We start from the raw sequence: 24,198 nt of genomic DNA on the forward strand, positions 1-24,198 counted from the left end.
GCAATGACCTCCGGGGCAAGCGAAGAGCCGCCCATGCCACACAGGACAATACGGGAGACGCCTTCGGCCCTGAGGGCATCCCGGAGTTCCAGGATTCCTTCGACCAGGGACCGGGAAACGGTAGCCGCGTCCACCCATCCAAGACGGATGGCGGACTCGGACTCCGCATCGGCACCCCACAACGTGTGGTCCTTCGCGAAAATCCTCGAGGCGACCCGGTCTTCAACAAGGGCCGGGACGTGCTGCTCGATGGCCTGCTGCGCAGCACCGCTGGCGTCATAGCTGATGAGCTCCCGCAGGCTGCCGCTGGAAAGACGTTCCGGTGAAAGGTCATCCAACCAGGTGGACACGCCGGCGGCGGAAAGCTGTGCAGTGGGTGTTGCATCGGTCATGGCTTCTGTTTCTTCCTTCGAAATTGGTGGCAGCTTGCGATGGCGCCGCGGAATGCCTTTCGGGCTGACGGAACGGCCGGCATCGTCGACGAGTTCCTTCCAGCCAGGGCAAAGCCTGCCTCGACCGAGACACGGGCAGCGATACCTTCAGCCGGGTTATACACCGCGCCGTGAGCTTCTACCGGTGAATTCACCTGTTACGCCAAAGAGCACCAGGGAGGACGGGCCTGCCGCCGATGATAGCCGGCCGTCTCGGCCGTCGGAGGGGGTTGTGTCCGGACCTCACGCTTGAATCAAGGTAAGTGACAGACATTGTCGCCCTATCGCTTGATACACGCGGTGCGGCCGTTGACCGGCGGTCATGAGAGGATCTGCTCGCGGGTCTCACCAAAGGGAACCGCGGCGCTGAGCGCGAGCGTGTATCGGCCAGGATGATGGCGGGTGACCAGGATTCCGGCAGACTGTTGGGGCAGCGCTACTTGCCGGAGCATGGCTTCTGCATCGTCGAGCAACTCGTAAAGCCGAGCAGGCTCGGTAACGAGGACTTCCAAATGCTCGGCGGTGTGACTACGCATGCTGAACAGCTTCCTTCCCAGGGATTAGGGTTCCCAAATGTGCCACCCCTCATATGGGGGTGTGGGGTGTCTTAGATCTAGTACAGCGTGATGGGATCATCACGCATCATTTGCGTCCGCCCGCAAGCAGATGCGACGCTGGATCGCGCCTCAGCAGCCACATGGCCAGGCAGCCAAAGAGCGGACCTATGGCGAGCATCGAGAATCCGATTCCCCATCCCAAGTGATTCACAACGAAGCCCATGGATTGGATCGTGACGAGGGTCACTGCGAAGCCCATACAGATTTGGATGGTTAGCATTGTTCCCACTGACTCCGGGGGTGAGAGTTCTACGACGCATGCCGAGAATTGAGCAGAATCCGCAATGATCGATATACCCCAAATTACGGCCACGAAGAGTATGAGCAGGGGTGGGCCGCCAAAGAGCCATCCCACCGTCAGCGCGCATGCACCACTGATTGCCATGGAATAAATAGTGACAGCCGTGCGACCGAATCGGTCGGCTAAACGCCCCCCGATCATTGCCCCCAGAGCGCCCGCGGCGATGACGATGAAGGTGGCTGCGGGTGCAAGCCCTGGTTGGTTAATTCCCCGGGCGTCCAAGGATGCCCGGAAAAACAGCCCGATCCAGGCCCACATTGCGTATAGTTCCCACATGTGGCCGAGATATCCCAGATTTGCCAAACGGACTGGCCGCTGGAGCCAAGCAGCTTTCGCAATGTTTGGGTCGAACTTTTGCGCCCGGGTGAAGGCTGGTCCGAGCTTCACAAGTTTGACCAGGCCCGCCGCCGACAGGGCAGCAATCGAGGAGACTGCATAAACGAGTTTCCAGTCCCACGCTTCACCGATGGTGAAGAGATGGGGCAGGGCGGACCCTATGGTCAATGCTCCGACCAGTAAGCCGACAAGCTTTCCCAAGTCGTTGGTCGCCCAACTGGCCACCATACGCATACCCACAGGGTAGATCCCTGCCAAGGAAATTCCGGTAAGAGCCCTGAGAACGAGTGCTTCGGTTCCTACAGGAGACACCACAAGCAGGGCTGCCGTAGTCAGTGCTGCCACGATCGCCGACACTGCAAAGAGATTCCGGGGGTCAAATCTGTCTGCCACATTGAGAAAAGCACTGACCAGAGCGCCGATAACGAACCCCACCTGCAGCACACTGGTCATCAACGCCATTTGTGTCTCAGAAATGGATTCGAGGACAGCGATGCTAGGTAACGCTGCAGTCGAAGCGAACCAGACGGCCAAGGTCAGGACCTGACAAAGGAGGATCAGGCGAATAGACCTGGTGCGCCCTCGCACTATGGGCAGGGTTGCTTGTTTGAGTGTCATTCGTTTCCTTAACTCATTCGTCGGGACTTGTGTCTTGGGTTTCGATTGATGGGGCTGGGACCATTTAGGCCAACAAGGCTTTGTTCCCGGCCGCGGTGTGGACCAACTCAGGCGATTTCGAAGGCCTGGAAACGGCCGCCATAAGTACAGGTTCGAGCCAATCGACGCCACCATCGAATCGTCCGATCCTCGACTTCTTGACCCATCTGTAAACCGAATACTCGGGTCCAAGGGCTAGCCGCCGGTGGTTGGTTTCGACCATGTAGACGACGTGCACGGTGCTTTGAGAGCGGTCGAACAACTCGACAGTGGGGCCAGGCTGAATCGTGAGGACGTCGCGAACGGCGAGGCCGGTTTCCGCATGGAGCAGTTGGATGCACTGCAGGAATCCCTCATCCGTGGCCCACCCACTGCCCGCCTGGGCCACCGAGAGAAGTTGCCACGGGGTGCTCACCGTTGAACCGTGCGCGGACCTCTTGAAGAGACCTACCCGGCCCCTCCACGTCAGCAGAATGTCAAGCTGTCTTACGCTCGTCTTCGAGTCGACGACTCGCCCCGAGGGCTGAGCAGCAGGCTTAATGCGTCGGGCTTGGTCAGATGCTATGGCTTGTACGTTCATCACGTGCGATGCGTTGACGGCAGCGACTGCCCCCAGACGGTGCACTGCTTGTCGTAGATCATGCTGCTTCCTTAAGCTCGATCATGGCCGGACAGATACTGTTATGCCGGTAGTCGGCAATGTTGCCTGCGGTGTGCAATACAAGCTGCTGGCCGCATTTGCTGCAGTGGACGGGTGGGCGCTTTTTCACCTCAACCTCCCTTCGATTTGTCCAAGGATCACGATGATCCAGGTGGCTGCGAGAACCCATTCATGATTCGTCGTCTTCCGGGTTGGCTACTTATGGTTCTTCCGTTCGGGGGCTAAACGCGGTCCAAGCGGTCTAAGCGGCCCAATATCGAACGATGGAGCACCAGCGGCATGTGCAGGCTATGAGCCTGGAAATCTTCAATCTTCAGCAGGATGAGAATGTGATCGCCGGCGTCGACTTCCTGGTAAATCGAGCACGTAAGCCACAGGGGAGACCCGGATATGTAGATGTCGCCCAGGCCCCCGGAAACAGTCTCGACTCCGTTGAACCGCTTCGACTTATCACGTGAGGCGAGTTGACGACAGACAGGATTGTGGTCCTCACCCATTACTGACACGCCAATCAGGGGAGCTTCCTTGATCTTGGGCCAAGTGGATGAAGATTTCTGAACGGAGAACAAAACCAAGGACGGTTCATACGAAACTCCGACAGAGAATGAGGAGGCGACCATAACCTGCGGTTCGCCCTCGACCGTCGCCGACAGGGCGACCACGCCTGCAGGAAAATGTGAAAGAGCGTCCTGGAGGAGGAGGCTGTCGTTAGCAACTTGTGTAGTCACGATTTCTTCCTTTCATTTGTTTGGTAAGGACGGCGGCTTACGTAGCTACCCATTTGTCAGATGTTGGGCAACCAGCCCAACACGGGTGCTATGAACGGTGCTGTCACCCGCGGATACGCCAGGCGCAAATTAACTCAGGGCCAGTTGAAGTTCACGGATACATAGGATTGAGACGTTCACAAAAGCCTCCGAAAGTTTCAGATTCAGGATCTACAACGCTTCCCCTTCAGTGTGGATTGGGTCACAGATACTGTGCATCCGTGGTCATCACGGATTTCTCCACGGGAGCCAGCACGGAGTGACCTGCATGCGTCCACTGCAACTTTGTTGGGGACACCTCACCCACGTTTGACGGCTTCAATTACCCAGAGGCTTCGCCCCGCATCGGGCATGGAATTTTGTGCCGGGGCGGGCTCTGGTAGCGTGCCGGTTGCACGGAGCAGACTTGGGATTGTTTTTCGGTTGAACCGGGCCGTTTAGTGGTGCCGGTGAGCCCGTGCCCCCAACCTGGCGGCTGAGGGCACAGCGTGAGTTGGTCCTTATCCGGACAGTTTGCCTGGGCAGCGGGGACGCCCACCAATCCTTAAGGGTAGTTAGAACCGTCAGAAAATAGCGTTACTCCCACCCCTTTGCTTCTGGATCATGGATGTCAACCGGAAAGCACCCATTCGGCCTTTATGGCCGATTGCCGAATCGAAGGGACCAAATCGTGAATCCGACAGCTAACGCGACGCGTGCGGTGTATAGCACTACGAGTGATATTGTGCGTAATTTGGCGCTTGTCAGGGATGAGATCGCGGACACCGCGGCCAAGATTGATGTGCAGGAGTTGGCCGGTCTGGCGGGGCATCTTGGGCAGCCGGGTCGGGTGTTCGTTGCCGGGGCGGGCCGGAGTGGTCTGGTGTTGCGCATGGCCGCGATGAGGCTGATGCATTTGGGTTTGACGGTCCACATTGCCGGGGATACCACGACTCCGGCGATCGCTTCCGGGGATCTGCTGCTGGTGGCTTCGGGGTCGGGAACGACCTCGGGTGTGGTCAAGTCCGCGGAGACCGCGGCGAAGGCCGGGGCGCGGATTGCCGCGTTCACCACTAATCGGGAATCGCCGCTGGCCGGGCTGGCCGACGCGGTGGTGATCATTCCTGCCGCGCAGAAGACCGATCATGGTTCGAGTGTTTCGCGCCAGTACTCCGGTTCCCTGTTCGAGCAGGTGTTGTTCCTGGCTACCGAGGCTTTGTTCCAGTCGCTGTGGGAAAACGCCGACGAACCGGCCGAGCAGNTGTGGCTCAGGCACGCCAACCTCGAATAACCCCCCTGTATAGCCCCGGATAACCCCGCCGGGTTACCGGCCCCGGTCTGGCCGGTCCCTGTCTGGCCGACCCCGGGTTACCGGCTGGTCCCTGGTTTGGCGGGGCCCCTGTTTTTCCATCACCATCTCTGCAGTTCCCTACAGAAAGATAAATCATCATGAAACTCCAAGTTGCCGTGGACCTTCTCACGACCGAAGACGCTCTCGAACTGGCCGGCAAGGTCGCCGAGTACGTTGACATCATTGAGTTGGGTACCCCGTTGATCAAGGCTGCCGGGCTTGCTGTCGTCACTGCTGTGAAGCAAGCCCACCCGGACAAGATTGTTTTCGCTGACATGAAGACCATGGACGCGGGGGAGCTTGAAGCCGATATCGCTTTCAAGGCCGGCGCGGACCTGGTTACGGTGCTCGGTAGCGCTGATGACTCCACCATTGCCGGTGCGGTCAAGGCAGCCAAGGCCCACAACAAGGGCATCGTGGTTGACCTTATCGGTGTGGCCGACAAGGTTAGCCGTGCGAAGGAAGTCCGTGCGCTGGGTGCGAAGTTCGTCGAGATGCACGCGGGCCTGGACGAGCAGGCTCAGCCCGGTTACGACCTGAACGGTCTGCTCAGTGCCGGAGCCGAAGCGCGTGTTCCGTTCTCCGTGGCCGGTGGCGTGAACCTGTCCACCATCGCCGCCGTGCAGCAGGCCGGCGCTGATGTCGCCGTCGCCGGTGGCGCGATCTACGGTGCAGCCGACCCGGCCCTGGCAGCCAAGGCACTGCGCGCCGCGATCGTCTAACCCCTCGGGCGTCACCTCCGAGGCGCAGCCCCTGCAACTTCAGGGACCCGCAGCCTCGGAGGTTCTGAGCTGTGCTGTCCACGGAGCTACATCACCGCGGGGCAGTACAAGCCCGGCGGAAGAACTGACGAATCAACAAACCCTGGGAATGCCCGGGGGAAGTCGCAGATTCTCTGTCCAGCAGCCTGTTCGCGGGTGGAATTCCCTGCAGTATGGCAACTGTGTTGAATTCGGGTCCAACGGTTCGTTCCTCTACGCCGCCTATATTGATGGCCGTGCCGACGACGGCCACCTGATCTGGGTCATCGAGAACGGTACCGGCTGCCGCTATCTGTTTGTTCGTGATGCTCCCATCACGCTGTATTCGATCTAAGACACACCACACCCTCATATGAGGGGTGGCATATTTGGGAACCCTAATCCCTGGGAAGGAAGCTGTTCAGCATGCGTAGTCAGACCGCCGAGCATTTGGAAGTCCTCGTTACCGAGCCTGCTCGGCTTTACGAGTTGCTCGACGATGCAGAAGCCATGCTCCGGCAAGTAGCGCTGCCCCAACAGTCTGCCGGAATCCTGGTCACCCGCCATCATCCTGGCCGATACACGCTCGCGCTCAGCGCCGCGGTTCCCTTTGGTGAGACCCGCGAGCAGATCCTCTCATGACCGCCGGTCAACGGCCGCACAAATCCTCTAGTGACGGTCGGTCGCCAGCTGTACTGACCGTCGAAAAGTTAGAAGGCAACAATGTCTGTTAGTTACCTTGATGCGGGTGTGAGGTCCGGGCATAACCCCCTCCGGGACCCGAGAGACCGCCGCCTGAACCGCATCGCCGGGCCGTCATCGTTGGTGTTTTTCGGGGTCACCGGCGATCTTGCCCGTAAGAAGCTCATGCCCGCCGTGTACGATCTCGCCAACCGGGGCCTGCTGCCGCCAAGCTTCGCGCTGGTCGGTTTCGGCCGGCGCGAGTGGAGCAACGAGGACTTCGCCAACGAGGTCAGGGAGAACGTCAAAGCGTATTCCCGGACCCCGTTCGATGAGGCCGTCTGGGGCCAGCTTTCCGAGGGTATCCGGTTCGTGCAGGGGGAGTTCGATGACGATGAGGCGTTCAAGCGTCTGAGTGCCACTCTGGATGAGCTGGATGAGACCCGCGGGACGCGGGGGAACCATGCGTTCTATCTCTCGATTCCGCCCAAGGCCTTCGAGCAGGTCTGCCGGCAGCTCTCCCGCCACGGCCTGGCGCGGGCCGGGGACGGGCAGTGGCGGCGGGTGGTGATCGAGAAGCCGTTCGGGCATGACCTGGAGTCCGCCCGGCAGCTGAACGACATTGTGGAGTCCGTGTTCCCGCCGGACGCGGTGTTCCGCATCGATCATTACCTGGGCAAGGAAACGGTCCAGAACATCCTGGCGCTGCGTTTCGCGAACCAGCTCTTCGAGCCGTTGTGGAACGCGAACTACGTGGACCATGTCCAGATCACCATGGCCGAGGACATCGGCACGGGCGGCCGTGCGGGCTATTACGACGGTGTCGGGGCGGCACGGGACGTGATCCAGAACCACCTGTTGCAGTTGCTGGCGTTGACGGCCATGGAAGAGCCGATTTCCTTCAACGCCGATGACCTGCGGGCCGAGAAGGAAAAGGTCCTGGCCGCGGTCAGGCTGCCCGAGGACCTGTCCACCCACTCGGCCCGGGGCCAGTTCACCGGCGGCTGGCAAGGCGGGGAACTGGTCCAGGGGTATCTGGACGAGGACGGCATCCCGGCTGATTCGAAGACCGAGACGTTCGCCGCGATCCGCCTGGACATCCATACCCGGCGCTGGGCCGGGGCACCGTTCTACCTGCGTGCCGGTAAACGCCTCGGGCGCCGGGTCACGGAAATCGCCGTGGTATTCAAACGCGCACCGAACCTGCTCTTCCGCGGGCACGGGGAGGACGACTTCGGTCAGAACGCCGTCGTCATCCGGGTCCAGCCCGACGAGGGCGCCACGATCCGGTTCGGGTCCAAGGTCCCGGGCACGCAGATGGAAGTCCGCGACGTGACCATGGACTTCGGCTACGGGCACTCCTTCACCGAGTCCAGCCCCGAAGCGTACGAACGGCTCATCCTGGACGTGCTGCTGGGCGAACCCCCGCTGTTCCCGAGGCACGCCGAAGTCGAGGAGTCCTGGAAGATCCTTGACCCGTTCGAGGACTACTGGGCGTCCCTGGACGAACAACCCGAACCCTACGCTCCCGGCAGCTGGGGCCCGGCCTCGGCCGATGAACTGCTTGCCCGCGACGGACGAACCTGGAGAAGGCCATGATCGTAGACCTGCCGGACACCACCACCTCCAAGATCTCCAAGAAGATCACCTCCCTGCGCGAGCAAGGAGGCGTGATCGCCCTCGGACGCGTCCTGACCCTGGTAGTGGTCACCACCTCCGGCCTGGAAGAAGAAGCCATCGAGGCAGCCAACGACGCCAGCCGCGAACACCCCTGCCGCATCATCGTCCTCGCCGACGCCGGCGCCCACGCACCGACCCGACTGGACGCCCAGATCCGGGTCGGCGGGGACGCCGGAGCCTCCGAAGTCATCGTGCTGCGCGGCTACGGGGAACTCGCCAAGGAAAGCGAATCCCTCGTCGCGGCCCTGCTCCTGCCCGACGCACCCATCGTGGCCTGGTGGCCGCACGGCGCCCCCGAGAACGCGTGCGAAACCTCCATCGGACGCATCGCACACCGCCGCATCACCGACTCCGCCAACGAACCCGACCCCGCAGCAGCACTGGCCCGGATCCGGGAAACCTACCGCGCCGGAGACACCGACCTCGCCTGGACACGCCTGACCAACTGGCGCATCCAACTCGCCGCCGTGTTTGACCAAGTAGACGCACGGTCCGTCACGGCGATCGAGGTCGAGGGCGCCTCCGATTCACCCAGCACCATCCTGCTGGCCGCGTGGCTCCACCGGGCCCTGGACGCCCCCGTCACCATCGTCGCAGACCCGGCCGGTATCGGCACCGGCATTCACGGCGTCCGGCTGAGCCGCCCCGGTGGCGACATCCAGCTGGTCCGCTCCGGCCTGTCCATCGCCGAGTTGACCCAGCCCGGTCAGCCCGACCAGCGGATCACCCTCCCGCGCCGCAGCCTGCGGGACTGCCTCGCCGAAGAACTGCGTCGCCTCGACCCCGACGAGGTCTTCGGCGACGTGCTCCAGCATTTACAACGGGAGATTCTTCCGAAATCTCTAGAACTACTATCTTTGGAGTTTTGATGTCAGCACACATCGGTGTCACCGGCCTCGCGGTGATGGGCGCCAATCTGGCCCGCAATTTGGCCCGCAACGGTTTCACCGTTGCTCTCCACAACCGTTCCGTCGAGAAGACCGACGCCCTGCTGGCTAAGCACGGCACGGACGGTGACTTCATCCGGACGGAAACCCTCCAGGAGCTCGTTGATTCCTTAGAGAAGCCCCGTCGTGTCCTGATCATGGTGAAGGCCGGCAAGCCGGTTGACGCTGTGATCGATCAGCTTGTTCCTTTGCTGGAGCCGGGTGACATTGTGATCGACGCCGGTAACTCGCATTTCGAGGACACCCGTCGCCGGGAAGCAGCATTGGCTGAGAAGGAGCTGCATTTCGTGGGCGTGGGTGTTTCCGGCGGCGAGGAGGGTGCGCTCAACGGCCCCTCGATCATGCCCGGTGGTTCCAAGGAGTCTTACGACGCTTTGGGTCCGTTGCTGGAGAAGATCTCTGCCAAGGTTGACGGGAAGCCGTGCTGTGCGTGGATCGGCACTGATGGTGCCGGTCACTTTGTCAAGATGGTCCACAACGGTATCGAGTACGCCGACATGCAGGTCATCGGTGAAGCGTTCGATCTCCTGCGCTCCGGTGCGGGCATCGAGCCGGCTGAGCAGTCCAGGATCTTCGCCGAGTGGAACAAGGGCGAACTCGCGTCGTTCCTGATCGAAATTTCCGCGGAGGTCCTGGGCCACGTTGATGCCAAGACGGGCAAGCCGTTCGTCGATGTCGTCGTGGACGCTGCCGGGCAGAAGGGCACCGGCCGTTGGACGGTCATCTCCGCCCTTGAGCTCGGTTCTCCGGTTTCGGGCATCGCGGAGTCGGTCTTCGCCCGGGCCCTGTCTTCCCAGGCGGAGCAGCGCAAGCTGGGCCAGGAGCTGCTTGCGGGGGAGGAAATCGCCGTCGAGGTTCCCGAGAACTTCGTCGAGGACATCCGCCAGGCGCTGTACGCTTCCAAGCTGGTTTCCTATGCCCAGGGCCTGGACATGCTGACTTCGGCTGCGAAGGAGTACGGCTGGGACCTGAAGCTGGATGAGATCGCTTCGCTGTGGCGTGGTGGCTGCATCATCCGTGCCGAGCTGCTGAAGGAAATCACCAACGCGTACGCGGCCGAGGAGAAGCCGGCCAACCTGCTGTTCGCTCCGGCTTTCACGAAGGCGATTGCCGGTGCGCTGCCGGCGTGGCGGCGCGTGGTGGCCACGGCCGTCCAGCTGGGCATCCCGGTTCCGGTGTTCTCCTCCTCGCTGGCCTACTACGACGGACTGCGCCGCAAGCGCCTCGCCGCGGCGGTCATCCAGGGACAGCGCGACCTCTTCGGTGCGCACACCTACGGCCGCGTCGACGCCGAAGGCACCTTCCACACCCTCTGGGGCGAAGACAAGTCCGAAATCTCGGCAGTCGACACCCACTAGGACCGAAGTCACGCAGGCTGAAACGCCGGAATCCCCGTATGGGCGGGGATTCCGGCGTTATTGGTGTGTTGGTTGATCGGTGACGGTCTGGGGTGCAAGGGCGTAGAGGAGAGTCTTGCCGGCCCGGGAGCCCCGCAGCGATTCGACCGTGTGTTCCGGGAGGGCCGCGAGGTTCGCCAGGATCTCGTGCTTGACCTTCGCGCCCTCCCGGTAGGAGCGGCGCAAAAGCACCGAATTCACCCGCCGCGACCGCCTCCTCGGAAGCCGTTCCATTAAACTGCTGTGTTGACGGCCAGGCTGAGGCGGTCGACGCCGTGGATGGCGTCGGCGGCTCTGACGAGGGTCAGGTGTGAGAATGCTTGGGGAAAGTTCCCGGCCATCCGTCGTTCGTTCGTTGCGTATTCTTCGCTGAGCAGGCCGAGCTCGTTGGCGAACCCGACGAGTTTGTCCATGAGCATTGTTGCCTCGGCCTGACGGCCTGTGCGGGCATATTGTTCCACGAGCCAGAAAGAGCATGCGAGGAAAGGATGTTCGCCCGGTTCCAGGCCGTCAACGCCGCTCTCTGTTCGATAGCGCAGCAAGAGACCGTCGTCGGTGAGGAGTTCTTTTTCCAGCCGTGCGACTGTGCCGAGCATGTGCTCATCGTTGTAGGGGAGAAAACCGACCTGTGGAATGACGAGTAACGCAGCGTCGGTTTGGCCTCCGCCGTAGGTCTGGGTAAAGGAGTCGATCCTGCGGTCGAATCCCTCGCGCATTATCTCTTCGCGCAACCGGGCACGCAGATGCTCCCACTTCGTTATATCTCCGGATAGTCCGTGGATCCGCACTGCCCGGATCCCGCTGTTGAAGGCGGCCCACATCATCACTCGTGAGTGGGTGAAGTATTGTGCCTGGCCGCGCATTTCCCAAAGGCCGAAGTCCTTGTCATCGAAGTGTCTTTCGACGAATCCCAGGAGGGCCCGCTGAAGGGCCCAGGAGAAATGGTCTTCTTTGCCTCCGGCCATACGCAGTCTTTCCAATGCCACCATCACTTCGCCGACAACATCGGCCTGGAACTGTGAAGCGGCCGCATTTCCAATGCGAACAGGCTTGGAGTTCGCATATCCGGGGAGGTGGTTGAGCTCGCGTTCAAGAAGTTCCCGTTCTCCCCCGACCCCGTACATGATCTGAATTTGCTCGGGGTTGCCGGCCAGTGCCCGAAGGAGCCAGTTGCGCCACTGAAGCGCCTCGGTTTCATAACCGTGGGTCAGCATCGATTCCAGCGTCAGGGCCGCATCGCGCAACCAGCAATACCGGTAGTCCCAGTTCCGTGATCCGCCGAAATCCTCCGGGAGGGACGTCGTGGGAGCTGCGACGATGCCGCCGGTTTCAAAATGCGTCAGGGCCCGCAGGACTAACAACGAACGTTTCACCGCACTCCCATAGGCGCCGTCTTGCCGGCAGTGGCTTCCCCAACGGCTCCAGTACTCAGTAGCTTCTTCAAGAGCAGCATCAACGTCAACCGCTGCTGGCAGGGGACGGTGGGAGGGGAACCACGTTAGTTCAAAATCCACCTTCTCGCCCTCTGAAATGAGGAATTTTCCCTCGTGCCCGTGCGCATGGGCTTGTGGAAGATGAGGTCCTCTTAGCGCCAGAGCATCCGGACCGGCCATCGCCAACAGGACCGGCGCCGCCGTCGGCGCATTGTCCCGGACACGACTCACCCAAGGCACGACCGTTGAATATCCCGGGCGGATCCGAAGCTCCTGATGCATCTCAACGCTGCCCGCCAAACCGGTAACCCGGCGGATAAGGGAGGAACCGTTATCCCCCAGCGGCATGAAATCGGTAACCAGGACCCTTCCCCCACCGGTCTCCCAGATGGTTTGAAGCACGAAGGTCGAGTCAAGATAGTAGCGCTCGACAACCACAGCACCCGATTCGCCCGGAGCCAACAACCAGCGGCCATGCTCATCGGTGCCCACAATTCCACTGAACACGGACGGCGAATCGAAACGCGGGAAACAGAGCCAGTCCACACTGCCGTCCCGGGATATAAGAGGCCCCGTCTGAAGATCCGATAGCAACGCATAGTCCTCTATGAGTGCAGCCATGCTCCACTCAATCACAACTTCTCCACATTCGGTTAGGCCCGCCATATGCCCATCAACACGCAACCACCAGCCCGGTAGATTCCTGCTTCAGGTGATCACGCATTTCATTAGGGGAGGCCCATTGATTCCGGCATCACGAGGGCGTTTGACCCGGTTCAGTTGAGCCGTAGCAAGCCCGCTGCCGTCGCCTCCGGATCTTTCAAGCGCTCAATCGTCGGTGTTGTTGACGGTGACGCCGCCGAAGGCGCCGCGGTAGCGCGCGGCCGGGTGGCGTTCATTGATCCGGTCCTGCTCGAAGAGCTTGTGGCGCCGGTCCGGAAGCCGAGTGCTGTCCGGCAGGATTCCCCTCGCCTCCGTTCCGGACAGCTGGGCAGGAGCCGACGCTGCCCACAGGCTCAAGACTCCGGCATTGTGAGCGCCGGAGCGTAGCCGCAACAGAGTGCACAGACTTTGAAAGGACACAATGACTGGCACTTGGCCGTCGCTGCGGTGCGCGCCTTTAGCGCCCGCGATGACGCCGAACCCGTGCTGTTCTACAAAGGCGAATATGCAGGAGTCTGAACCTGGACAGGGGCGCTGGCATCCTCATAAGCCCGGTTGGACCCGTGGCGCTGGATTCGCCTCAACGTCAGCTACCTTGGCCTGCTCGGACACACCGTACTCCTCATCCCGGAACCCAATCCGCAATATCACAGCTAATACAGGCTTCGATGTGCCGAAGGTACCGTAAAGGAGAATTGAAAGCGTCTCTCGCTACATTGGCAGTTTTGGACTTGCAAGAATCGCCTGAGATTGAAGGAAAGTAAGGACAGGCTGAAAAGTGAGCATGACCTTATCGCGTGCATTCTCCACCTTTAAGGAAGGAGCGGGAGCTTAGTAACTCCGCCTTGCAGGCTGTGAATCCGGGTAACAGGGCTCTCGGTGCACAAGACACAGCCAGTCTTATCGGAGCATTGCGGTTCTGCCAGATAGACCAGCTTTCTTGTTGTTGCCCGGACATCGACCGCCATTGTAACCTGCTGCGGAAATCATGTCAGCAAGTTGAGACCAGAACTTTGCACATGTCCATTGGCTTAACTCCGGGCGTCTGCATTCGGGCATCGAGATGTCCCGCAGATGAAGTATGCAACCAAGAATAAAAAACATGCATTCTGTCATCGCAGGCTGCATAAACCGAGCGCCGGAGGCTTTTCGCCGCCCATGCCAGAAAAATTATAGTTCAAGGGCGGATTAAAACCGACACATTCCAAATCGATCTAAGTAATAGCTAGCCCCCCGGGAAAGAAATCAATACGATGACCGGCATGATCACTAAACGCCCGCGGGCAGTTGCTCTCATCACTTCTTTCTTGTTCATGATCGGTGTGGGAGCGGTTAGCACACTGCCAGCATCGGCGGCCACCGTTTCGGGTGGTGTCGCTGTCACCTGGACCAACACCAATGTCTGGACGACCGGATTCCAGTCCGAGGTTGGAGTGCGCAATACATCGTCCACCAAACTCAACCCATGGCAGATCTCCTTCGCGTATGGCAATCAGGTGAATACGCTGTGGAACGGAGTCCTGTCGCCCGCTGCGGGTGGCTTCGCCGTGGCGGCTCCCTCCTGGGCCACGACGCTGGCCGCCGGCACCTCCACATCGTTCGGCTTGACCTCCTTCAAGGTCGGAACCGCCGCATTGTTCCCCACGGCGTGCACCGTGATCGGTCTTCCAGCGGGAGCCCCGGTAATCCCGTGTTCCATTAATGGTTCGGCTCCCACGTCCACGCCGACTCCAACGTCCACGCCGACGCCGACTCCAACGTCCACGCCGACGCCGACGCCGACGCCGACTCCCACGCCGACCCCCACTCCGACGCCGACCCCCACTCCCACGCCGACGCCGACTCCGACAGGAACCGCGACGCCGGGCGCCGGTAACACCCTCGTCGCCCCCTACGTGGACATGGGAGTGTGGCCGACCGCAGATTTGTCGGCATTCTCTTCGGCTTCCGGCGTCAAGGCCATGACGGCCGCGTTCATCGTCGCTGACAGGTCCAGTGCTTGCAGCCCGACCTGGGCCGGGTACACCGCCTATACGATCGGCTCGACGGGTGACTCCTTGGCTGGGATCAGCGCTTTCCAAGCCAGTGGAGGGCGGTTCATCGCTTCGTTCGGTGGAGCGATCAACGACGAGCTCGCCCGTGTCTGTACCAACCCTGCTTCGTTGCTGAACGCGTATACGAAGGTTGTGACCCGATTCGGCCTGGACCGGATCGACTTCGACATTGAGGGCGCTGACGTCTCCGATTCAACCTCCAACCAGCGTCGCGCCACGGCGGTCGCGGCTCTCCAAGCGCAGCGCGCCGCAGCCGGTCATCCGCTGCAGGTCTCTCTGACCCTCCCGGTCATGCCTTACGGTCTTGTCGCGAGCGGTCTGCGCACGGTCCGGGAGTTTGCCGCTGCAGGAGTGACGTTGTCCGCCGTCAACGTCATGGCGATGGACTATGGCGACGGGACGACGGCCATGGGCGCGGCCGCGATCTCCGCAGCGAATGCGACGGCCGCCCAGCTGGCCACCGTACCCGCTTATGCCAGCCTCACCGGCGCACAGCGTCTGTCTCTGGTCGGCCTCACGCCGATGATCGGTGCGAACGACATCGCGGGGGAAATTTTCACACTGGCCGACGTGGCGACAGTTGGCGCATTTGCCAAGGCGAATTCGCTTGCCAACCTCGCTTGGTGGGAGATGACGCGAGACCAGCCGTGTGCAGCAGGCATCCCGACGTACATGTGCTCCGGCGTGAGCGAGCCGCGATGGGCGTTCTCGAAGGCGTTCGTCGCTGCGAGTCGGTAGTGAATCGCACCGGGTTTCCTGGCGGCATCGATTGCCCGGAAGGATGCTTCCCATGCCAGCACAAAGGGAAGTGCCCGATCGAGTTGCGTGGACGTGCGGCCCGGATGGCCGTCGAGGCAAGAAAGGATCCGGCGACCAGGGCGGAGCTCGAACGCCCGTCCAGGTGATGTGTGACTTCGTCGACAAGCACCGCGACGAACGCGGAGTCGAGCGGATCTGCAAGGAGCTGCGCGGCCGGAACATACCGGCCGCGCAGTTCGCGGTGGAACGGCTCATGCGGGCCCAAGGCCTGGATGCTATCTCTCGGGCGAAGGGCCCGTGCGCGGCGAAGCCCGCACCGCAGACCGGACGGCCTTCGGATTTGATCGAGCGCAGGTTTGCCGCAGCTGCGCCGAATCGGCTATTGGTCGCGGCATGAAGTATGTCCGCACGTTCGCCGGCTGGGTCTACCCGCCATTCAACCTACCGAATACGAACATCTCCACGCCGGGCACCCGGCACCGGAACTACTGCCGTATCCGAACTAAAAACGTCTCCATCAAACCCGGGGCTTGACAGACTATTTAGTCAACGCGTAATAAACGACGACGGCCGTGGTGATCGCGAGCAGCCCCACCAGCACGTACGAGGCAATCCTGATCCGGCGGCTGCGCCGTTCCTCTTTTTCAAAATATCGGTATGACGGAGACTTTGTTTTCATCACCAGTAACTTCCTATACGACGTTATGGTCATCATTATATTTTTCCGATCCATGACAAAAAACGTCACGAATGATTTCGCACTATTTGCGAAATCATTCGCAGCAGGAGCGCAAAAGTTTGTGCTGATTACTCTTGATCTTTGACATGCTCATCCCGAAGCCGGTTGAGGAAAATACCTGGCCAGCGCCCCTCGTTGCGTTTCGGAATAGTTACGGGGTCAGCCGGTATCCCACACCCCGGACGGTCTCGACCCAGCGCGGAGAGCGTGAGCTGTCTCCGAGGCGCTTGCGCAGGTTGCCTAGATGGACCTCGACGGTGCGTTCCTCGCTGGTGCTGACATGGGAGCCCGTGTTGAAGGGTTCGTTCCGCAGCCGGCGGACCAGGTCCGCTTTGGTCTGGACCACCCGTCCGTTCTCCATCAGGACCAGGAGAAGGTCGAACTGTGTCCGGGTCAGGTCAACGGGCACGCCGTTGATTGCGGCTGCACGGAATCCTTCATGGAGGGTCAATCCCTTGTGCTCGAAACCACCGGAAACCCCTTCGGTCAGCGGACTGAGCTGCGACTCGGCCGATGAAACGGAAGGAGAGGTTGGCGGTGCCGCGGTCAGAGGCTCGGGATGCAGCCGGTACCCGGTGCCTGCAGAGATGAGCGACGGCTTTGGGCTAAGTGACCGGGGGCGTCGGAGCATGGCGGTGATCCTGGCGCGCAGCTCGCGAGGACGGAACGGTTTCGTCAGGTAGTCGTCGGCGCCGGCTTCGAATCCCATCAGGGCATCGGCCTCCTCGACCCTTCCTGTGACGATGATGAGGTAAGCGTCGCTGAAGGTGCGGATCCGCCTGCAAGCCTCAATCCCGTCAAAATCGGGCAGGCCGACATCGATGATGATGATGACGGGGTTGTGCTCCCTGACGGCCTCGACACCTTCGATCCCGGAGGATGACGTATGCACGGTAAAACCTGATTGCCGGAGTACCTCCTCCAGGATTCCCCTCACGTCTTCGTCGTCCTCCACAACGACGGCAATGCCCCGCCCGACCATTCGTCTATGCCCCCATAGCTCGTACTACAGCCGCAGCTGAACGGCCTCCGGCCTGAATCGGCGTCCACTCGGCCGGTGCGCCTTCGGCACACGATCTAAAGCTATTTCATTTTATATTCACTAATGCAAACCGTGCAGTTTTGTTTAGTTCATTTAGAAGGGTTGCCGGCCTTGGCGAAGCCACCCGGCGGAGATGGTTCAATTTCGAAAATTGTTGCTATTTTGAGGTGATCTTGAGGTTGCTGTAGTAGTGCGTGTTTATTGAGATTGAGTTTTCCGTAAAGAGATGTAATTGGTCTGGAGTGTTTCACTCCGCATGTGGCTGATGTTCGTCGGGCGCTCAATGGGGGCGCAAGCAGAAGCGTTTCCCGGACGGTGGCTTGTTCGCGATCCGGATTGGCCCCAGCCCCTCCTTCATCCGCCCGGAGTCTCGCCCCGGGAGTGGCTGAGCTTTTGAGTCTTTCTGGCGGTGAGGTAAACGCGGTGGGCGGTGGAGACCAGGACCAGCCAGGCGGCGCCGAGGGTCCAGGCCGCCAGGACATCGGTTAACCAGTGGTGGCCCAGGAACACTCGGCTGAGGCCGATAGTCAGGGCGAAGAGGGCCGCGGTGGTAACTGTCCAGGCGCGGGCCCGGCGGGAGTGGCAACGCAGGATGATCACGTAAGCGACGATTCCGGCGATCACGAACGAGTTTAGCGAATGCCCGCTGGGAAACGAGGGGGAATACTCATAGGGAGGCACGGCGTCGCTAAGCGGGGGCCGCGCGCGGCCGACAAGCTGCTTGCCGGCGATGGTCATGAACAAGGAGCCGGCTGCGGCGGTCACGATGAGGATCCCCGGGGTCCAGGAGCGGCGGCGGAGGACCAGCACGGCCGTGGCGATCGCGGCCAGGATCGGCATCCCGATTCCTCCGCCCAGGTCGGTGTAGGCAGTGGCTGCGACGTCCAGTGCGGGGCTGCGCAGGGTCTTCGCCGCCTCCAATACCGGATGGTCCAGGGCGGCCACGCCATCTGCTTCTGTCACAGCGTCGTAGACCCAGCCTGTCGTGAAGGCCAGCAGCGATGCGATGATCGCTCCGGCGGCAAGGGTCAGGATCAGCACGCCGTATGGGCCGAGACGTGCGCTGAGCCGCTGTGCACGGGCGGCAAGCCACCTGCCTGCCGGGGTCTTCCACCGGGCCAGATCAGTGTCACCGACGAAGCGGTCTTCGGTCAGTTCGCCTTTGCCTCCCGCTGACTTGTCGTCCGATGCGCCTTGTGCGCGAACACCCATCGTTTTCCGCCTTACATTGCACAAATTTACGTTGCACAGATTTACATTGCATAAATATTTAATAAGGAAGCTTATCTTCCATTATTGTGGGGTCGAATCGTGCACACTGCCCACGCGGGCCAGTCCATGCCTAGTCTTTCACTGACCGGTGCAGCCGTAGGCTATGTGGAGACCGGACACCAGAGGCCAGGCCCGGCCCCGAAAGGAGCATCGAGTGGACAGTGATGCCGGTACCTGGTTCCTGAGTCGCGCTGAGCGGGGGAATCTGGACACAGACGTGCACGCGGGAAGTGCCGGGTGTCCGTCGTGGTCTGAGGGCAACCTGGTTCGGCCCTTGATTCATGGAGCGAGCTACTTCGCCCGACTACATGAGGAGCTGACTACTCTGCAGGCGGGGGACCGTGTATGGTTCACCGACTGGCGGGGCGACGCCGATGAGCGGCTGCTGGAGGATGGACCGTCGATCGGGGACGTGCTCGCGGGATTGGCCCGCGCAGGGGTCGAAGTGCGGGGCCTTGTCTGGAGATCCCACGGAGAGCGAGTATCGGCACCAATGAGCGGCCGGTCCAACGAGCTCCTGAGCCGTAAGATCAACGACGCCGGCGGAGAGGTGCTGTTGGATCAGCGTGTACGCCGGTTCGGCTCCCATCACCAGAAAATGTTGGTCATCCGCCGTCGTGACGATCCGGCACGGGACGTCGCATTCGTTGGCGGGCTCGACCTTTCCCACGGTCGTCGGGACGACGCCGACCACGCGGGAGACCCGCAAGCGGTGACCATGGATTCCCGGTACGGGAAACGACCCCCGTGGCACGACGCCGCACTTGAACTGCGTGGCCCCGTGGTCGCAGATGTGCTGGCAGTGTTCGCCGAACGGTGGAATGACCCCCATCCCCTCGACCGACGCACCCCGTATCGGATGCTGCTGCAACGCCTGGCCCGTATGCCCCGGCACCCCAAACCGCTACCGGCCTCTGCACCGCCACCACCACCGGCCGGCCCTCATGCCGTGCAGCTGCTGCGCACCTATGGGGTGAAACGTCCCCCGTTTCCGTTCGCGCCGGAAGGGGAACGCAGCGTTGCCCGCGGCTATGCGAAAGCCTTCGCTCGTGCCCGCTCGCTGATTTACATCGAGGATCAGTATCTGTGGTCGACAGAGGTCGCAGCCGGAATCGCTGACGCCCTCGAGCGGAACCGCGAATTGAACGTGATCGCCGTCGTGCCCCGCTATCCCGACTCTGACGGCCCACTAGCGGGACCGCCTAGCCGAATCGGGCAATTACGTGCCCTCGGAATGCTGCGCCGGGTCGCACCCGGCAGGGTCGGCGTGTTCGACCTGGAGAACAGCTCCGGAACGCCAATCTACGTCCACGCCAAAATCTGCATCATCGACGACACCTGGTTCACCTGCGGCTCAGACAATTTCAACCGCCGATCCTGGACTACCGACAGCGAACTCACCTGCGCCGTACTCGACACCACTGCCGACGAACGGGAATCCCGGGGACCGGCCAACGGCCACGATGCTTCCCGGCCGTTGGCCCGCGGGCTCCGGCTCCAACTCTGGGCAGAACACCTGGGCTTGGACCAGGACGATCCCCGACTCGACGACCCGGCGGCTGGGCTCAAGCTTTGGAACACCACTGCCGACACCCTCGACCACTGGCACGAGACGGGGCGCCGCCCGCCCCGCCCCTCCGGACACGTGCGCCGGCACACTCCGGAGCCCGTGTCCCCGCTGCAACGTCCCTGGGCGGATCTGATCGGCCGCCTCGTCGTGGACCCCGACGGCCGTCCGCGCCGGCTGCGCGGCACCGCCCAGTTCTAGGGCCGGGGACCGTCCCCGGCCCACTTCGCGGAGGTTTCCAACGAGTCAACGCGGCCTCTGGCAGGGAGGAGCCGACGGGCGTACCGTCAATTAGTACGACGGCGGTGGCCGCCCCTCCCAGCCTGACCGGGGCTGGCCCGCTGCCGTACCGCGCCAATATCCGTTTGAGGAGCCGGAAATGGCTGGATGGAATGCCGATACGGCGGCCGGCCCAATGGGTGCCGGGACGATCACGTTGGTGGAAGGTTCGTCATTCTGCATCTCATTGCCGAACGGGGACATCCAACCCGAGATGCCGCACGGGGTCTTCTTCCAGGACACGCGCATCTTGTCCCGCTGGAGCCTGACCGTCAACGGCCAGCAGCTGGAGCCGTTGGCAGCGGAAATGAAGGAACCCTACCGGGCGCTGTTCGCCGGCCGTGTTGCCCGTGCTGACGGGTATGCGGACAGCCCCTTGATTGTGGAGCGGCTGCGCGAGGTGGGAGCGGGCATCCTGGAGGAGATCACCGTCCGGAACTATTCGCTGGATCCGGTTGAATGTGTGGTCTCGCTCAGCATCGAAGCGGATTTTGCCGATCTGTTCGAAGTCAAGGAAGCGCGCATCCAGCGGCACTGGGATGAAACCCGGCAGCCGGACGCTGGTTCACTCACGATCAAGGCCGCCTGGCAGGATGCCCGCAAGGGGACTGTCATCCACGCCGACGGCGCCGATGTCGGGCCGGACGCCCTGATATATCGCACAGTTGTCCCGCCGCACGGCCACTGGAGCACCCTACTGAGCGTGGTGCCGGCCCTGGACGGGACCGGTCCGGCGGCACCGTTTGTTCGTCCGGAGCCAGGGAGCATGTCTCCTCGGGACCGGCGCCGGTTGGAGTGGGTGGCCAGGATCCCGGTGTTGCGGATGGGAAACCGTTCCATCGAACGCACCCTGCAACGCAGCTACGACGATCTGGGCGCGCTCAGGATCGAGGACCCCGACCATCCGGACCGGGTGGTAGTCGCCGCCGGGGCGCCTTGGTTCATGACTCTGTTCGGGCGCGACTCACTCTGGGCCTCGGAAATGGCGCTGCCGGTGGACCCGTCCCTCGCCCTGGGCACGCTGCAGACGCTGGCCGACCGCCAAGGCCGGGTGTTTGACCCGGTGAGTGAGGAGGAGCCGGGCAAGATCCTGCACGAGGTCCGGCTCGGTGTCTCCAGCGGTCTGTCCCTGGGCGGTAAGCCAGAATATTATGGCAGCGTCGATGCGACCCCGCTCTTTGTGAGCGTGCTTGGAGCCGTCAGCCGCTGGGGGTTCGCCAAGGAGACCATTGCCGCCCTGCTGCCCAACGCGGATCGGGCACTGGACTGGATCCGCGACTACGGGGACCGCGACGGCGACGGCTTCGTCGAATATGAACGCTTGAATGATCGGGGGCTGATCAACCAGGGCTGGAAGGATTCCTGGGACGGGATCAACTTCGCGGACGGCACCCTGGCGGAACCGCCGATCGCTTTGTGCGAGGTCCAGGCCTACGTCTATTCGGCCTACATGGCGCGTGCGTGGATGGCCTACGACGCCGGCAACACGGCTTTGGCTGACGAGCTCACCGACCGGGCGGCACAGCTGAAGACACGGTTCAACGAACAGTTCTGGCTTCCCGATCGCGGCTACTACGCGATCGCGCTGGATAAGGACAAGCGCCCGGTCGATGCCTGTGCCTCTAATATGGGCCATTGCCTCTGGTTCGGTCTGGTGGATGAGGACAAGGCGCCGCTGGTAGCCGAGAAGCTAATGTCCCCTCAGATGTTTTCCGGCTGGGGGGTACGCACACTGGCTTCCGACATGGGAGCTTATAACCCGGCGAGCTACCATAACGGTTCGGTCTGGCCGCACGACAACGCCATTATTGCGGCGGGCCTGGTGCGCTATGGTTTCGTCGAGGAAGCGCAGCGAATCGCCACGGCCCTCCTGGAGGCCGCCGAGTACTCGGACGGCCGGCTGCCCGAGCTCTTCTGCGGCTTTGACCGGGAACGGTTCGGCCAGCCGGTGCCGTATCCGACGGCGTGCTCGCCGCAGGCCTGGTCCGCCACCGCACCGGTCCTGCTGGTGACAAGCCTGATGCGGTACGACGCGCACGTATCTCTTGGGGGCGTGTGGCTGGACCCGGTGCTGCCGGAGTCCTACGGCGAGCTGCACGTCGCCAATGCGCCCATGGCAGGCGGCCGGATCTCCATCGACATTTCCGGTTCCGCCGCCTCGGTCCGAGGGCTGCCCGAGGGCATGGTGCTCCACCGAGGGCACCGGCCATGGATGACCGAGCTAGTGGAGCAGGCCAAGTCGCGCAAGGACGCTTAGCCGGACGAGCGGGCCCGGCCGCTTGTTCCTGCAGATTAAAATCGTCCGCATCTTAAAGTCGTCCGCACCGCGAGAACTCCCGGGGTTCTGGGAATTCTCGCGGTGCGGATGGTGTTTGTGGTGCGCTTTGGCCTGTCAGTCCTTGCGGACCGTGCCGGGGTCGACGTTCCGGGCGGCGAAGATCAGCAGTCCGGAAGCCAGGATAGGGATGACACCCCACCATAGGGTGGCGTTGATCCAGCCGGCGCCGGCGGCGAGGGTGGCTGTGATCAATAGTCCACCGACGATCGCGCCGACTTGGCCTGAGGCGTTGATGATGGAGCTGCCCGTTGCCCGGGTGTGGACGGGGAAGCTCTCGCCGGTGAAGAACAGCAGGGCGGAGAAGGGGCCGATGAGGAAGAACAGCCCGGCACTGTACAGCCCGATGATGAGCGGGAAGTTCCCGTTCGGTGCCTGAAGCATCGTGAAGAAGGAAACGGCACAGAGGATCCAGCCGATCCCGATCGCGTTACGGCGTCCGATCCGGTCGCCCAACCAGCCGTGGAACAAGTAGCCGGCGAAGGCCGTGGCGTTGGAAATGATAAGGACCAGCAGTGCGTTGTCGAACTCGACGTTCTTGCCGTCCGGGGCCGTAAGCAGCGAAGTGCCGAGGATGGCGAAGGAGAGGACGCCCAGCCAGTTCAGGAGGAAGGCTCCACCGATCGTCAGGGTTGACCTTAGTGATTCCCCGCGGAAGACCGAGACGAGCGGGCTGGACTTCTCCGAGACGTCGACTCCGTATTTGATACCGAGCTGCTGCGCTTCCTCAACCCGGCCGTCCTTGATCATCTTGTCGATTTGGTGACGGTGGCCGAACTGGGGACTCTCCTTGAGCCAGCGTCCGGCGAGGACGATGAAGACGGCGGGGATGGCGGCCACGGCGAAGCAGAGCGCCCACCCGCCGATGGGGAACAGCAGGTAGACGGACCCGGCAGCCAGTACGGATCCGACCGGCCAACCGGACTGGACGAGCGAGTAGATGAGGCCGCGACGGCGAGCCATGGCGGGATTGCTGTGGCTGTGCGCGAACATCTCGTTGAGGTAGGCCGCGTTGATGGCCTGCTCGGCGTAACCGAGGCCGGCCAGTGAACGCACGAGGACCAGGAAGACGAGTCCCAGGCCGGCAGCGATGCCCGCAACCCAGCCGACCGTGGCGGTCAGCAATGAGGCGACGGCGGCACCGCTGACGGCGATCAGGATGCCCTTGCGGCGCCCGATCCGGTCGACGATCGGGCCGATCGCGAAGGCCACGAGTGCGGTACCGGCAGTCACCCAGGTGTTGATCCCTGTGGACTGCGCAGCGCTCCAGCCGAGGTCTGAGGCCAGCTTCGGCAGGAGGTTGCCGAACAGGACGAAGTCGTAGACGGCGAAGGTCCAGGCGAAGAAGCAAATCCAGGTGGCCAGGCGGACGTCTTTGGGAGTGACATCAGACTCGACGAATTGGAAGGTTGGGACAGTGGACATATCGGTTCCTAATTCACGGGGAGAGTTGGGGGATGTGATGAGTAGGGAACGAAGGGGCGGTCTGGAGGGCAGGGTCGCTAGCTGG

At 62.1% G+C, this 24,198-nt stretch carries 22 protein-coding genes and 1 pseudogene; 11 read left to right on the top strand and 12 right to left on the bottom strand.

Annotated elements, in window-relative coordinates; translation table 11 throughout:
* The 5 genes and pseudogenes from A3M3_RS24365 to A3M3_RS0108765 form a co-directional block, all read right to left on the bottom strand.
* Nucleotides 1-392, bottom strand: a pseudogene (locus A3M3_RS24365) (hypothetical protein); the annotation flags it as partial.
* Between the two features lie 359 nt (nt 393-751).
* A complete protein-coding gene (locus A3M3_RS0108750) occupies nt 752-967 on the bottom strand; it encodes a hypothetical protein (protein ID WP_035741524.1) in 216 nt (71 codons plus the stop codon).
* A gap of 106 nt (nt 968-1,073) precedes the next feature.
* Nucleotides 1,074-2,303 carry an MFS transporter gene (locus A3M3_RS0108755; protein ID WP_051423052.1) on the bottom strand — a complete coding sequence of 410 codons (1,230 nt, stop codon included), beginning with the start codon at nt 2,301-2,303 and terminating at the stop codon, nt 1,074-1,076.
* A gap of 64 nt (nt 2,304-2,367) precedes the next feature.
* Nucleotides 2,368-2,757: a hypothetical protein gene (locus tag A3M3_RS0108760; protein WP_155854343.1), complete on the bottom strand. Its 390-nt coding sequence runs from the start codon at nt 2,755-2,757 to the stop codon at nt 2,368-2,370.
* 467 nt (nt 2,758-3,224) lie between these two features.
* Nucleotides 3,225-3,731 (bottom strand): flavin reductase family protein, encoded by a 507-nt coding sequence (locus tag A3M3_RS0108765; RefSeq protein WP_028266014.1) that lies wholly within the window; start codon nt 3,729-3,731, stop codon nt 3,225-3,227.
* Between the two features lie 709 nt (nt 3,732-4,440).
* On the opposite strand from A3M3_RS0108765, the gene hxlB reads away from it, so the two are divergent.
* The 7 genes from hxlB (at nt 4,441) to gndA (ending at nt 10,506) form a co-directional block, all read left to right on the top strand.
* Nucleotides 4,441-5,040: a 6-phospho-3-hexuloisomerase gene (gene hxlB, locus A3M3_RS0108770; RefSeq protein WP_442853097.1), complete on the top strand. Its 600-nt coding sequence runs from the start codon at nt 4,441-4,443 to the stop codon at nt 5,038-5,040.
* Nucleotides 5,041-5,198: 158 nt separating this feature from the next.
* Nucleotides 5,199-5,822: a 3-hexulose-6-phosphate synthase gene (gene hxlA, locus A3M3_RS0108775; RefSeq protein WP_028265554.1), complete on the top strand. Its 624-nt coding sequence runs from the start codon at nt 5,199-5,201 to the stop codon at nt 5,820-5,822.
* A 148-nt stretch (nt 5,823-5,970) separates the two neighbouring features.
* Entirely contained in the window at nt 5,971-6,195 is a 225-nt protein-coding gene (locus tag A3M3_RS0108780) for a hypothetical protein (protein WP_028266016.1), read from the top strand.
* Nucleotides 6,196-6,266: 71 nt separating this feature from the next.
* On the top strand, nt 6,267-6,482 hold the full coding sequence (locus tag A3M3_RS0108785) for a hypothetical protein (RefSeq protein WP_028266017.1): 216 nt from the start codon (nt 6,267-6,269) through the stop codon (nt 6,480-6,482).
* A gap of 81 nt (nt 6,483-6,563) precedes the next feature.
* Complete coding sequence (zwf, locus tag A3M3_RS0108790) at nt 6,564-8,120, top strand: glucose-6-phosphate dehydrogenase (RefSeq protein WP_035741527.1); 1,557 nt, start codon at nt 6,564-6,566, stop codon at nt 8,118-8,120.
* A complete protein-coding gene (locus A3M3_RS24370) occupies nt 8,117-9,070 on the top strand; it encodes a glucose-6-phosphate dehydrogenase assembly protein OpcA (RefSeq protein ID WP_035741530.1) in 954 nt (317 codons plus the stop codon). Before zwf ends, A3M3_RS24370 begins: the two co-directional genes overlap by 4 nt.
* The gene (gene gndA, locus A3M3_RS0108800; protein ID WP_028266019.1) at nt 9,070-10,506 is read left to right on the top strand and encodes an NADP-dependent phosphogluconate dehydrogenase; all 1,437 of its coding nucleotides are present in this window, start codon (nt 9,070-9,072) and stop codon (nt 10,504-10,506) included. Before A3M3_RS24370 ends, gndA begins: the two co-directional genes overlap by 1 nt.
* A gap of 57 nt (nt 10,507-10,563) precedes the next feature.
* Here gndA and A3M3_RS24375 read toward each other — a convergent pair whose 3' ends face one another.
* The 3 genes from A3M3_RS24375 to A3M3_RS0108815 form a co-directional block, all read right to left on the bottom strand.
* Nucleotides 10,564-10,746 (bottom strand): hypothetical protein, encoded by a 183-nt coding sequence (locus A3M3_RS24375; RefSeq protein ID WP_035741532.1) that lies wholly within the window; start codon nt 10,744-10,746, stop codon nt 10,564-10,566.
* A 32-nt stretch (nt 10,747-10,778) separates the two neighbouring features.
* Nucleotides 10,779-12,599 carry a glycoside hydrolase family 15 protein gene (locus A3M3_RS0108810; RefSeq protein WP_028265556.1) on the bottom strand — a complete coding sequence of 607 codons (1,821 nt, stop codon included), beginning with the start codon at nt 12,597-12,599 and terminating at the stop codon, nt 10,779-10,781.
* Nucleotides 12,600-12,806: 207 nt separating this feature from the next.
* Nucleotides 12,807-12,998 carry a hypothetical protein gene (locus tag A3M3_RS0108815; protein ID WP_028266020.1) on the bottom strand — a complete coding sequence of 64 codons (192 nt, stop codon included), beginning with the start codon at nt 12,996-12,998 and terminating at the stop codon, nt 12,807-12,809.
* Nucleotides 12,999-13,903: 905 nt separating this feature from the next.
* Between A3M3_RS0108815 and A3M3_RS27400 the strand changes: the two genes are divergently transcribed.
* Nucleotides 13,904-15,433, top strand: coding sequence for a cellulose binding domain-containing protein (locus A3M3_RS27400; protein ID WP_197023167.1), 1,530 nt, complete (start codon nt 13,904-13,906; stop codon nt 15,431-15,433).
* Between the two features lie 52 nt (nt 15,434-15,485).
* On the top strand, nt 15,486-15,851 hold the full coding sequence (locus A3M3_RS26935; protein ID WP_028266021.1) for an IS3 family transposase: 366 nt from the start codon (nt 15,486-15,488) through the stop codon (nt 15,849-15,851).
* Between the two features lie 141 nt (nt 15,852-15,992).
* On the opposite strand, the gene A3M3_RS0108835 is transcribed toward A3M3_RS26935, so the two are convergent.
* From A3M3_RS0108835 to A3M3_RS24390, 3 genes are all read right to left on the bottom strand, one after another.
* Complete coding sequence (locus tag A3M3_RS0108835; protein WP_155854344.1) at nt 15,993-16,133, bottom strand: hypothetical protein; 141 nt, start codon at nt 16,131-16,133, stop codon at nt 15,993-15,995.
* A gap of 211 nt (nt 16,134-16,344) precedes the next feature.
* Entirely contained in the window at nt 16,345-17,175 is an 831-nt protein-coding gene (locus A3M3_RS0108840) for a response regulator transcription factor (RefSeq protein ID WP_028266023.1), read from the bottom strand.
* A gap of 414 nt (nt 17,176-17,589) precedes the next feature.
* Complete coding sequence (locus tag A3M3_RS24390; protein WP_051423059.1) at nt 17,590-18,447, bottom strand: phosphatase PAP2 family protein; 858 nt, start codon at nt 18,445-18,447, stop codon at nt 17,590-17,592.
* A gap of 214 nt (nt 18,448-18,661) precedes the next feature.
* On the opposite strand from A3M3_RS24390, the gene A3M3_RS0108850 reads away from it, so the two are divergent.
* Nucleotides 18,662-20,275 carry a phospholipase D family protein gene (locus A3M3_RS0108850; RefSeq protein ID WP_028266024.1) on the top strand — a complete coding sequence of 538 codons (1,614 nt, stop codon included), beginning with the start codon at nt 18,662-18,664 and terminating at the stop codon, nt 20,273-20,275.
* 178 nt (nt 20,276-20,453) lie between these two features.
* On the top strand, nt 20,454-22,610 hold the full coding sequence (locus A3M3_RS0108855) for an amylo-alpha-1,6-glucosidase (RefSeq protein WP_028266025.1): 2,157 nt from the start codon (nt 20,454-20,456) through the stop codon (nt 22,608-22,610).
* 135 nt (nt 22,611-22,745) lie between these two features.
* Here the strand turns inward: A3M3_RS0108855 and A3M3_RS0108860 are convergent, their stop codons facing one another.
* A complete protein-coding gene (locus tag A3M3_RS0108860; protein WP_028266026.1) occupies nt 22,746-24,113 on the bottom strand; it encodes an MFS transporter in 1,368 nt (455 codons plus the stop codon).
* Nucleotides 24,114-24,198: the final 85 nt, after the last annotated feature.

Source organism: Arthrobacter sp. MA-N2 (assembly GCF_000517125.1).
Classification (GTDB): Bacteria; Actinomycetota; Actinomycetes; order Actinomycetales; family Micrococcaceae; genus Arthrobacter; species Arthrobacter methylotrophus.